Raw genomic sequence first — 12,070 nt, 5'->3', positions numbered from 1 at the left:
AGTGAGGGTTCAGTATGTTTTGCAAAAAATGCGGCACAAAGATAGAGGAGGGCGGTAAATTCTGTCCTAATTGCGGGGAACCGGTCCAGACACCTGTCAGGGGACCGGGATATGCCCAGAACGGCGGTCAGATGAATATACCAGAAGACCGCCCTGGAGGTCAGGCAAATACACCAGAAGGCCGCCCCGGAGGCCGGGTGAATGCACCAGGAAACCGTCCCGGAGGCCAGGCGTACAGAGGGCCTCAGGGAGACCGACCTTATAACGGACCGTCGGGAGGTCCATACGGAAATGTGCCTCCGGTCTACGGCGGAGGCCGTCCCGGAGGAAATGCAGGCGGAAGCCCAGGCGGGAGGCAGCAGGGAGGCCCCTCAGGGAAAGGGCCGGGAAAGAATACGGGGCTTGTGATAGTCTTAAGTATCCTTATCGTGCTTCTGATCGTCAGTATCGCGGCCGGAATCTTTTTAATAGTTAAGAATCAAAATGAATCTGCCCCGGCAGAAAAGCAGATAAGCGGACAGCTGGAGAGTGACGGAAAACAGTCAGAAAAAGAAACAGAGAGCAGGGGACAGACAGAGTCGGTGAAGCAGCAGGAGACGAAAAAGCAGGCGCAGACAGAGAAGCCCGCGCAGGCACAGACCCAGGCTGTAAAGCCGCCGCAGTCTGAAACACAGCAGACAGACCAGCAGAAACAGCCAGAGACACAGAAGCAGACGGAGGCACAGAAACAGACAGAGACAGCGGCCCAGACGGAAACGGAGAAAACTGTCCGCAGCTATACGCTTGTAAAGGGTGATTATACATGGTCAGAGGCGCTTAAATACTGCCAGGAGCATGGAGGATATCTGGCATCAGTAACGTCGGAGGAAGAGCAGAAAATGGCAGAGGCTGAGATCGCCAAAGATCCCACGGTCAAGGTAGTATGGCTGGGCGCAGAGAATCTGAGCACCGGCGGAACCTTTAAATGGTCAAACGGGGATGAATTTACGTACTCCAAATGGGCGCCGGGTGAGCCGAATAATGACCAGGGCCTGGAGCATTATCTTGTCATGTACTATGTGGATGACGAGTGGGTGTGGAATGATGCGCCTGATGATGTAAGCCAGTATTATGCCGGTAAGATAGGTTTTCTTATGGAAACAGAGCAGCCGGGGAATTGACTTTATCATTGAAGTGTGATAAGATTCGTTAAACAGTAAAAGGCATTGATAAGAGATAGTAGGATCCTGGAACATCCAGAGAGAAGCCGGCAGGTGCGAGGCTTTATGGGAAGGGAACTGAACCGGTCTTTGAGCCTCAGGCCGAACAGAGATAAGTAGGAGCTGACGGATTTCCACCGTTACAGGGAAAAGGTATCAGGCGCGTGCGCCCCGTACCCGCGAGAGCAGAGATAAGTCTCTGAATTTAGGTGGTAACACGGATATTGAGATATTCGCCCTAAACTGGTTTCATACCGGTTTAGGGCATTTTTTTTTACTGTTCACTCCGTGAATAGTAACCATTTTTTACCTGAAAAGAAAGGAGAATGTAAAAATGAAGATTGAGAAACTGGTAGGTGAACGTTTTAAGGAGAGGCCTTCAGACTGCAGTATTGACAGCCATGCACTCATGGTGAGAGGTGGATATATGAAGTATGTGGCGAATGGGATCTATTCTCAGTATACGCCTCTGAGAAGAGTATGCAGAAAAATTGAGGGCATTATCAGGGAGGAGATGGAAGCCATCGACGGACAGGAGGTACAGTTTCCTGTAGCTCTTCCGGCCTCTCTGTGGGAGGAGTCAGGCAGATATGACAGTGTGGGCAGTGAACTGCTGCGGTTTGAGGACAGAAACGAAAGCCGGATGGTTCTGGGGATGACCCATGAGGAGGCGGCTGTGCAGCTTGTCCGGGAGTATGGAAAAAGCTATGCAAAATATCCTTTTATGATATATCAGATCCAGACTAAGTTCAGAGATGAGGCCAGGCCAAGGGCGGGACTTATCCGTGTCAGAGAATTTACTATGAAGGATGCATATTCTTTCCACACCTCCCAGGAGGATATGGAGGAATATTATGAGAAATGCTTCAGGGCTTATGAAAGGATATTTGAAAGGGCAGGGATCCCTGAAACTATAGCAGTTGCCTCTGATTCAGGAATGATGGGAGGGAGCCTTTCACATGAATTCATGCTGCTCACTCCGGCAGGGGAGGATTCCATTGCAGTGTGTGAAGAATGCGGGTATAAGTCAAATGTGGAGAGCGCCGCAAGCATTATAAGGAACGAGAGCGAGCCATTTAAGGAACTTAGTCTTGTCTATACTCCTGACATCCATACGATAGAGGAGGTATGCGAATTTCTTAAGAGCAGCAGGGAGAAGTCATGCAAGGCAGTAGTCTATCAGAAATGCTCAGATGGCAGGCTCGTAGTCCTGTTCATAAGAGGGGACCTGGAAGTCAATGAGACAAAGGTGAGGAACTGGTTAGGGGATGAGATACGGCCAGCGGATATCACGGAGGACAGCGGTCTTCATCCGGGATATATCGGACCTTATCATTTAGACGGAGATTTTACAGTGCTGTATGATGACTCATTGAGGGGCGGCTGCAATCTGTCCTGCGGAGGGAATACAGAGGAGCATCATTACACAGGACTGTGTATGGAGCGGGACTGTCCTGATGCGGTGTACCATGATTTTGCAAAAATAAAAGAGAATGGTATCTGTCCGGAATGCAAAAAACACTCAATAAAAATATCCAGAGGGATAGAGGTTGGAAATATATTTCAGCTGGGTAAAAAATATACAGAAAGCATGGAAATGAAGTATCTGGATAAAGAAGGGAAAGAGCATTATCCTGTGATGGGCTGTTATGGCATCGGCATAGGGCGTCTGGCGGCATCTGTCTGCGAGGCACACCATGATGAATACGGACCTGTCTGGCCTGCGGCAATAGCGCCCTGGCAGGTCCATCTGTGCTGCGTAAGGCCTGACAACAGAGAGGTAAAGGAATATGCAGACAGGCTCTATGAAGAGATGACAAATGCCGGCATTGAGGTGATATATGATGACAGGAGCATCAGCGCAGGTGTGATGTTCTCAGAGGCTGACCTGCTGGGAGTGCCTGTGAGGGTCATAGTCAGCCCGCGGAATATGAAGGAAGGCTGCTGCGAAATTGTGACAAGAGATAAGAGGATACAGAAAAAAGCTGCACTCGATGAGGTGATGGCGGTAACTGAAGCTTTAGTGGCAGGGAACCATGCTTTCTAAAAATCTTGCAAGATACAGCATAGGGTGGTAAAATGATTACGAAGGGCGCCGGATTATGTCGAATCCGGCTCTCCGCAGTGGCGTGAATAACACAGAGTATGGAGGAAGCTATGAGTAGCGTAAGAAGAGTATATGTTGAGAAGAAGCCTGATTTTGCAGTACAGGCGAAGGATTTAAGGCATGAGATCAGAAGTTATCTGGGTGTGGAGGGGATGAGCGCAGTACATGTCCTGATCCGCTATGACGTGGAGAATATTTCTGATGAGGTCTTTAAAAGAGCCTGCAGGACAGTATTTTCAGAACCGCCTGTAGATACCCTGTATGAAGAAGAGTATCCGTTCCCTGAAGGTTCTAAGGTGTTTTCAGTGGAATTTCTGCCCGGACAGTTTGGTCAGAGGGCAGATTCAGCAGTACAATGTGTGAAATTTCTAAATGAAGATGAAGAACCTGTCATCCGCTCCGCAACTACTTATGTTATTGAAGGAAATATAAGCGATGAAGAATATCAGGCAATTAAGGCATACTGTATCAACCCGGTAGACTCTAGGGAAACAGGCCTTGAGAAACCGGACACGCTCATCACCAGGTTTGAAGAGCCTGCAGATGTGAAAATCTTTGACGGCTTTACCGGTATGGAAGAGGGAGCATTAGAAGAGCTTTACAGATCACTGAACCTGGCCATGACATTTAAAGACTTCCTCCATATCCAGAATTATTTTAAGAATGAAGAGAACAGAGATCCGTCCATGACAGAGATCCGCGTGCTGGATACATACTGGTCTGACCATTGCCGTCATACCACCTTTTCCACGGAACTGACAGATGTCAAATTTGATGACGGTTATTACAGAGCCCCCATTGAAGGCACATATCAGAAGTACCTGGCTGACAGGGAAGAGATATTCAGGGGCAGAAAAGATAAATTTGTCTGCCTGATGGATCTGGCGCTGATGGCGATGCGCAAATTGAAAAAAGAAGGAAAACTGGAAGACCAGGAAGAATCTGATGAAATCAATGCGTGCAGTATTGTAGTTCCGGTGGAGATTGACGGGGAGACGCAAGAGTGGCTTGTGAACTTTAAAAATGAGACGCACAACCATCCGACTGAGATCGAGCCTTTCGGAGGTGCGGCTACCTGCCTTGGCGGCGCTATCCGTGACCCGCTTTCAGGGCGTACTTATGTATATCAGGCTATGCGTGTGACAGGAGCAGCAGATCCCACAGCGTCTGTTCAGGATACTATGAAAGGCAAGCTGCCCCAGAAGAAGCTGGTCCGCGAAGCGGCACACGGCTACAGTTCATACGGAAACCAGATCGGACTTGCTACGGGATATGTGAAAGAGATTTATCATCCCAATTATGCAGCAAAGAGAATGGAGATAGGCGCTGTGATGGGCGCTGCCCCCAGAAAAGATGTAAAGAGGCTCACATCTGACCCGGGAGATATCATTATTCTTCTGGGCGGACGTACAGGAAGGGATGGCTGCGGCGGCGCCACAGGCTCTTCTAAGGTGCATACAGAGGAATCTATAGAGACCTGCGGTGCTGAGGTACAGAAGGGAAATGCGCCTACAGAGAGGAAGATACAGCGTATGTTCCGCCGTCCGGAGGTTAGCCGCCTCATTAAGAAATGCAACGACTTCGGTGCAGGCGGTGTGTCTGTGGCAATCGGCGAGCTGGCAGACGGACTCCATATCTACCTGGATAAGGTACCGAAAAAATATGCAGGCCTGGATGGGACAGAGATCGCTATTTCTGAGTCACAGGAGCGTATGGCAGTAGTAGTAGATCCCAAGGATGTGGAAGAGTTCCTGAAATATTCTGTTGAGGAGAACCTGGAGGCAGTTGAGGTGGCAGTAGTGACAGAGGCTCCGCGTCTGGTGCTTATCTGGAGAGACGAGGAGATCGTCAATATCTCCAGAGCCTTCCTGGATACAAACGGCGCACATCAGGAGACAGCTGTAGAGGTTGAGATGCCGCCTGAGACAGACAAGTATTTTGTCAGGGAAGAAGTGTCAGATGTAAAGGGAAAATGGCTGGATACGCTTAAGAGCCTGAATGCCTGCTCACAGAAGGGACTTGTGGAAATGTTTGACAGCTCCATCGGTGCAGGCAGCGTTCTTATGCCATATGGCGGAAAATACCAGCTTACAGAGACACAGGCCATGGTTGCCAAGCTTCCTGTATTAAAAGGCAAGACAGACACAGTGACAATGATGAGCTATGGATTTGATCCCTACCTGTCCAGCTGGAGTCCGTATCACGGCGCCGTGTATGCAGTTCTGGAGTCAGTAGCGAAGATCGTGGCAGCGGGCGGAGATTTCAGCAGCATCCGTTTTACCTTCCAGGAATACTTCAGGAGGATGACAGAGGACCCGAAGCGCTGGAGCCAGCCTTTTGCAGCCCTCTTAGGAGCTTATTCTGCGCAGCTGGGATTTGGTCTGCCTTCTATCGGAGGAAAGGACAGTATGTCCGGTACCTTCAACGAAATAGATGTGCCGCCGACTCTCGTTTCATTTGCAGTTAACGTGGCCAGTGAGAAGACTATGATCACACCTGAGCTCAAGAGTGCAGGAAATAAGCTTGTCGTACTGAAGATTGAGAGAGATGAATATGATCTGCCTGTCTACACTCAGGTCATGGAACAGTATGGAAAGTTCCACGAGGATGTGAAAGCGGGAAGGATACTCTCTGCATATACATTAGATGCAAATGGTCTGGCAGCTGCGCTCTCCAAGATGGCGTTCGGCAATAAACTCGGAGTAAAGGTAGAACACAATGTGGATGCCAGAGACTTGTTTACAGAAGGCTTCGGCTATATTGTGGCTGAGGTTCCGTCAGATAAAGTTGGTGAGCTTTCTATCACATATACAGTTGTAGGCGAAGTTCAGGAAAAAGCCGCCTTTGATTATTGTGACGTATCAATCACCATGGAAGAGGCCCTGGAAGCATGGATGGGAACTCTGGAGAAGGTGTTTAAGACACGTTCAAATGCTGAGGCTGAGAGCGATATTCCGGACAGGCTTTACAATACAAAGGAAGTATATGTATGCAAGAACAAAGTAGCAGTGCCGAAGGTGTTTATACCTGTGTTCCCGGGTACAAACTGCGAATACGACAGTACAAAAGCCTTTGAGAGGGCAGGCGCTGAAGTGGACGTAAAAGTGTTCAGGAACCTGACGGCGGACGATATCAGGGATTCAGTGGAGATATTTGAGAAATCCATCAACCAGGCCCAGATCATTATGTTCCCGGGAGGATTTTCAGCTGGTGACGAACCGGATGGTTCCGCTAAGTTCTTCGCAACAGCCTTCCAGAATGCCAAGATCAGGGAAGCTGTGATGCGTCTGTTAAATGAAAGAGACGGACTTGCACTTGGTATCTGCAATGGATTCCAGGCTTTAATCAAGCTGGGACTGGTGCCGTATGGAGAGATCACAGGTCAGACAGAAGATTCTCCTACTTTGACCTTTAATACGGTGGGACGCCATATATCCAAGATGGTTTATACAAGGGTTGCATCAAATAAATCACCGTGGCTGGCAGGCGCTGCACTGGGAGGAATCTATACGACTCCGGCTTCACATGGGGAAGGACGTTTTGTAGCCAGCAGAGAATGGATAGACAAGCTGTTTGCCAATGGACAGGTGGCTACCCAGTATTGTGACGCTGACGGCAGACTTACAGGAGATGAAGAGTGGAATGTAAATGGTTCCTATGCGGCTATCGAGGGAATTACCAGCCCTGACGGAAGAGTGCTTGGAAAGATGGCCCACGTAGAGCGCCGTGATGAATCTGTGGCAATCAATATCTACGGAGATCAAGATCTGAAGATATTTGAATCAGGTGTTGCTTACTTTAAATAAAAATCAGATAGGCTTTTACAGTCCCCATACAGATGGTTCATCTGTATGGGGACTTTTTTGTTTCAATGTAACCCAAGTTATAGATCCGCCAGGGGAACGAAGCGCACTTTGCTGAAGCATTCTTGAATTTATAACGCAACAAAATGTAGCATATTTTAATGCATTCATGAAAAAAAGAAACTAAAAAGTTGCATAATCAGAGAGATGATACAAAATGATGCATTTATAAATGATATGTTGCAAACAATCTTTCCTTGTTGTATAGTATTGTGTATGCGGCTCTGATTATATTAACGGTGGTGGGCTGACTAAGGGCCGACAAATATATAAGGAGAGAGAGTTATGAAAACGAAAGAAGAAACCGGCCTGTTTATACTTAAAGGCAAGGAAAAGAAAAATGTGCTTGCGGACGAATGTGACAAAAAGAAGCTGCTGGATATTGTGCAGCAGATCAAAATCTGTCTTCCATTCAAGGTGTATGCCTATTGCGTACTTGACAGCGAGGCCAGATTTATTTTTAAAATGCCTGCAGATGCAGAGGAAGAAGTATTATGTGATATAGCCGATGATTTTACAGCGTATTACAGGCTGAACAGGGAGATAAAGGGAGCTGTGATACGGGATGCCCGCAGAGCCAGGGTGTTTGATTCCAAAGATAAGCTGAAGAAAAGCTGGCTGGAGCTCCACAATCTGCCTGTTAAAAAAGAGTTCGTTAAGAGGGCGTCCGATTACTGGTGGAGCAGTTATCAGGATTATTCAGGCAGATATCTGAGCGGGATCGTGAGTCAGGAGCCGATGCTGCATCTGCTGGATGAAAATATTGATAAAGCCAGAAAAAAGTTTTCCAGCTACTATAAAAAACGTTAATTTGATAAAAATGTAATGCAAAAAAGCGAAATTTAATTTTTATTTAAGAAAATAAATGGTATAATAACTGCATGGGTAGTTTTGTGAAAGGCTCAGCGCGGGGACGCGCATCTAAATGAGGAGGATAAAATGAGAAAAACGGTATTATTGCTGGCGGCTGTTCTTACTGCCGCAGTTCTGGGAGGCTGTAATGGCAGTGAAGGAAAAGAGCAGAAGGCTGATACGGAACAGAAGACTGAGGCGGTTATGCATGAGACATCCGGGGCTGCTGAAGTGATAGGTGATGTTCCTCTTGCAGAAGCAGAGAAGACGGAAGCAGGGCAGACAGAAGCAAACATACCTTCACAGAATGACACACAGGCAGTTCAGGAGACAGAGATGCTCACTGAGAAAATGACGCTCACTGAGGCAGGTGTGCCTGAGGCGGACTGGAATGGAACGTATGTAAAAGAAGGGGAGTCGCTGACAATGGAAGCTGTGGACGCCACATCCTTTGAATTCCAGTTTGGAACATCGGGGATAAATGGAGTCGCCAGGATCAGCGAGAATCCCAACAGCGCCACATACGAAGGTGATGACCATTACATGGTCCAGTTTGTATTGTCTGACGGGCAGGTAGACGTGACTGTTCTGACACAGGACAGCCAGTCGGAGAGTTCTCCCATAAATGGTTTATATGAATTGAAAAAGTAGTGATCACAATGCAAAGGAGGAAGGTATATGAGGCTGGCAGATATCGTTCAGGGTGTTCAACATTTGGGGATACCGGTTGTTAATTTAAACGAAGCGGTAAACTGGTATGAGGAAAAGCTCGGTTTCCGCAGGGTACAGCAGAAAATAGTCCTGAATCCCAATTATATGGAGATGGCTATTCTGGTTCTGGGCGATATTATGCTGCAGATATACCAGCCTTCAGGCAGAGAAAGAATTGAAGTGGCAAAAAGGCGCGACGGCATACTTGACCATTTTGCCATAGAGGCCCCGGATATTGAAGAATGTGCCAGGGAGGCTTTGGAGAAAGGAATGCAGGTACATTCCTCAACGCCTGATGGTATTATTCATTATACGACACTTGGGGAAAAGGGCGTAAAAGGGATTAATTTTGCAGGTCCAAACCAGGAGGTAGTAGAATTCTGCCACGACAACAGCATTGGATATGGAGCAAGGAAAGGCCTTCAGGGGTGGGCGCATCTTGCGCTTAAAGTGAGAGATCTGGAACGCTCCAGGGAATTTTACGGTAAGCTGGGATTTAAAGAGTGCGGCGGGGGTTATCTGATGACGGATGACGGCCGCCTGGAGATCGCATTCATGAAGAACAACGGATTTATGCTTGAAATCATTCAAATGGCAGGGCAGGGCCTGTTGGAACTGGATAAAAGGACATCGGGACATATTGACCACATTGCCCTCGATGTGTCGGATATCTCAGATGCGCTGTTTCTTGCAAAAAAAGAAGGCTTCAGGATGATACATTATGTAGTCCAGACACTTCCGATACTGGAACGCGGGATCCGCTTTTTTAAAGTCATGGGACCAGATGGAGAAATAATTGAATTTGCTGAAAAAAACTACTTGACATTTTGAGGAATTTAATAGTATAATAGCAAAGCAGTCCGATACAAGGGCTGCTTGACATGGGATCTTAGCTCAGCTGGGAGAGCATCTGCCTTACAAGCAGAGGGTCATAGGTTCGAGCCCTATAGGTCCCATGATAATTAAATATGGCGGAATAGCTCAGTTGGCTAGAGCACACGGTTCATACCCGTGGTGTCGAGAGTTCAAATCTCCCTTCCGCTATTACTAAGCAGAGATGATAAAGTCTCTGCTTTTTTATTTTTCAGGAAACTTCATTTCCAGCAAAACAAAAACCTCCGGGGGATGCGCGGCTATTAATATTTCATAAACAAAAGTGAAACGTAACGTCAATAAAGGGATGATATTCTTACACCATCAAGTAAAGCAGAGACAAATGAAAGGGAGATAAGCAGTATGGCTAAATCAAAGTTAGTAAAAGCAAATGAAAAGATTGCCGAAGGTGTAGTTGACGGATACAAAAAAATTGAGAAAGGTGTAGTTGGCGGTTACAAAAAGATTGAAGAGGGAGCAGTAGGAGGTTTCAATAAGATAGCTGATAAGTTTGTAGACAACTTTCTGACAAAGGAGGGCGAATCCGTAGAGGACGCGAGAGCCAGACTTGCAAAGGAACAGAAGGAAAGAGAAGAAGCGGATAGGTTGGCTTTCGAAGAACGGCAGGCAAGAAGAAAGGCAGGTGTTGAATAATGAAAAAGAGTACATTTACTGCAATGAGTTTAGGAACGATTGGCGGCATATTATTTGCCCTGGGAATGTGCATGGCGCTGATTCCGGAATGGAATGCATTCAGGCCCGGGGTTATTATGGGGGCAGCAGGTGCGGTTGTGCTGCTGATCATGGCAGGCGTTTGGAGAAAAATGGAAAACAAAGCTCCCATTAGGCTTTCAGGGAAAACAGTAGGAGCAGTTTTGATTGGAGTTATCGGAGCCCTGCTTCTGGGAGTGGGTATGTGCCTTACAATGGTGTGGAGCAATTTGGTACTGGGCATTGTGATAGGGATCATTGGAATTATTGCTCTCCTCTGCCTGATTCCTTTTGTAAAAGGATTAAAGTAAGCGGCGGCAGGAAGGATTAACCTGTGCAGGAAAAATGGAATTACCGGCGTCACAGTGTGTTATGATCTTTGTCATAGGAATACAGGGTATCCGCTCCTAAGGGAAAACAATATAGTTGTGCAGTTTCGGTAAAAAAATATTGGACAGGATATTTGATAGTGAAAAACTGATGGAATAAATTGAGATACCAAATTAATGCTTTAGTGAGAAAGAGCGAAATATAAGTATAAATGTATAAAAAAGTTGAACTGTATGCACAATTTCTTAAGTTTTCTTAAGGAACATAAGAATATTTTTTGTATTAATTAATGAAAAGGGCATGATTTTCCGGGACAAGTATGATAGGATAACCTCTGTAATGATTATCGGGATAATCTGGTTATCCCAAAATGAGGAGGAAATTAGTATGAAGAAAAAAGTTATTAGTTTAATGGCAGTTATGGCTTTAGCAGGAGCTTTAGCAGTAGGATGTGGAGAAAAAGCAAAAGAAACAGAAGCAAAGACAGAAGCAACAACAGAAGCAAAGACAGAAGCTAAAACAGAAGCAGCTGAAACAGAGGCAGCACAGACAGAAGCTAAAACAGAAGCAGCAGCAACTGAGGCAGCACAGACAGAAGCAGCTGAAACAGAAGCAGCAGCAACAGAAGCGGCTGAAACAGAAGCAGCAGAATAATGTAAAATTAAAAGAGCTTCCGGTATTCCGGGAGCTTTTTTTTAATTCCATACACCTCCGTGCATCCCATAATTCAGATCCTTGCGGATGCATGGAGGTGTATAGAATACTTTGCTCTCCGGGAAAAACCTCCGGAGAGGGATGCAATAATAACAAATATGACTAAATAACCAGGATAAAAATTGTAGAATAAGACGAAATGATGATCCGGCATCAAAGAAAGCATAAAAGTCCTATCTAAAAACCTGATTAGGAGCTATTATTAATTAACAGGATATACGGCAGATTAAGGAGGGGATAAGTTCATGGAAGACAGAGAGTTGATTAAAGAGGCATACAGAGCTCAGCAGTATTCATATTCACCATACTCAGGTTTTCAGGTAGGCGCGGCTCTGCTTGGCAGGAGCGGCCGGGTATATACAGGGTGCAATATAGAAAATGCTGCATATTCACCCACAAACTGTGCTGAAAGAACGGCATTTTTTAAGGCGGTTTCTGAAGGAGAGACGGAATTTAAGAAAATCGTTATTGTGGGAAACAAAAGAGGGGCATCTGAAGAGGAAAGGGATTATTGTGCGCCATGTGGTGTGTGCAGGCAGGTGATGGCGGAATTTTGTGATCCCGGAGAATTCCTTGTAATTCTGGCAAAGGGAGAGGATGATTACAGGGTCTTCCGCCTGGAGGAATTGCTGCCTCTGGGATTTTCAAAGGATAATCTGCAGAGTAAGGCAGATCGTAGTTATTCAGTAGGTTACGGCAGATCATAGAAA

At 46.5% G+C, this 12,070-nt stretch carries 10 protein-coding genes, 2 tRNA genes and 1 other annotated feature; all 12 genes read left to right on the top strand.

Translation table 11 applies throughout. The annotated features are described in order from the left end of the window. Window positions 1–14: 14 nt before the first annotated feature. The 12 genes from NSB28_RS14230 (at window position 15) to NSB28_RS14175 (ending at window position 12,067) form a co-directional block, all read left to right on the top strand. Window positions 15–1,160, top strand: coding sequence for a lectin-like protein (locus tag NSB28_RS14230; protein WP_109747342.1), 1,146 nt, complete (start codon window positions 15–17; stop codon window positions 1,158–1,160). Window positions 1,161–1,196: 36 nt separating this feature from the next. After that, window positions 1,197–1,443 (top strand) — a binding site (T-box leader). A gap of 90 nt (window positions 1,444–1,533) precedes the next feature. Continuing rightward, complete coding sequence (locus NSB28_RS14225) at window positions 1,534–3,246, top strand: proline--tRNA ligase (RefSeq protein WP_109747343.1); 1,713 nt, start codon at window positions 1,534–1,536, stop codon at window positions 3,244–3,246. A gap of 110 nt (window positions 3,247–3,356) precedes the next feature. Continuing rightward, on the top strand, window positions 3,357–7,112 hold the full coding sequence (locus NSB28_RS14220; protein ID WP_109747344.1) for a phosphoribosylformylglycinamidine synthase: 3,756 nt from the start codon (window positions 3,357–3,359) through the stop codon (window positions 7,110–7,112). A gap of 342 nt (window positions 7,113–7,454) precedes the next feature. Then, a complete protein-coding gene (locus tag NSB28_RS14215; protein ID WP_109747345.1) occupies window positions 7,455–7,979 on the top strand; it encodes a hypothetical protein in 525 nt (174 codons plus the stop codon). Window positions 7,980–8,108: 129 nt separating this feature from the next. Beyond that, complete coding sequence (locus NSB28_RS14210) at window positions 8,109–8,672, top strand: hypothetical protein (protein WP_109747346.1); 564 nt, start codon at window positions 8,109–8,111, stop codon at window positions 8,670–8,672. Between the two features lie 27 nt (window positions 8,673–8,699). Then, entirely contained in the window at window positions 8,700–9,563 is an 864-nt protein-coding gene (locus NSB28_RS14205) for a VOC family protein (RefSeq protein ID WP_109747347.1), read from the top strand. A 52-nt stretch (window positions 9,564–9,615) separates the two neighbouring features. After that, window positions 9,616–9,688: transfer RNA gene (locus tag NSB28_RS14200), tRNA-Val, on the top strand. A gap of 14 nt (window positions 9,689–9,702) precedes the next feature. Continuing rightward, a tRNA-Met gene (locus tag NSB28_RS14195) sits at window positions 9,703–9,776 on the top strand. A gap of 192 nt (window positions 9,777–9,968) precedes the next feature. Beyond that, entirely contained in the window at window positions 9,969–10,259 is a 291-nt protein-coding gene (locus NSB28_RS14190; RefSeq protein ID WP_109747348.1) for a hypothetical protein, read from the top strand. Continuing rightward, on the top strand, window positions 10,259–10,627 hold the full coding sequence (locus NSB28_RS14185; protein ID WP_109747349.1) for a hypothetical protein: 369 nt from the start codon (window positions 10,259–10,261) through the stop codon (window positions 10,625–10,627). The genes NSB28_RS14190 and NSB28_RS14185 overlap by 1 nt, the downstream gene beginning before the upstream one ends. Window positions 10,628–11,033: 406 nt before the next feature. After that, complete coding sequence (locus NSB28_RS14180) at window positions 11,034–11,300, top strand: hypothetical protein (protein WP_257497824.1); 267 nt, start codon at window positions 11,034–11,036, stop codon at window positions 11,298–11,300. A gap of 305 nt (window positions 11,301–11,605) precedes the next feature. Further along, window positions 11,606–12,067, top strand: a complete 462-nt coding sequence (locus tag NSB28_RS14175; protein WP_109747350.1) for a cytidine deaminase — start codon at window positions 11,606–11,608, stop codon at window positions 12,065–12,067. Window positions 12,068–12,070: the final 3 nt, after the last annotated feature.

Source organism: Murimonas intestini (genome assembly GCF_024622195.1).
GTDB lineage: Bacteria > Bacillota > Clostridia > Lachnospirales > Lachnospiraceae > Murimonas > Murimonas intestini.
The sequence above is the reverse complement of the archived record's forward strand: the minus strand, read 5'-3'. Positions and strand labels throughout refer to the sequence as shown.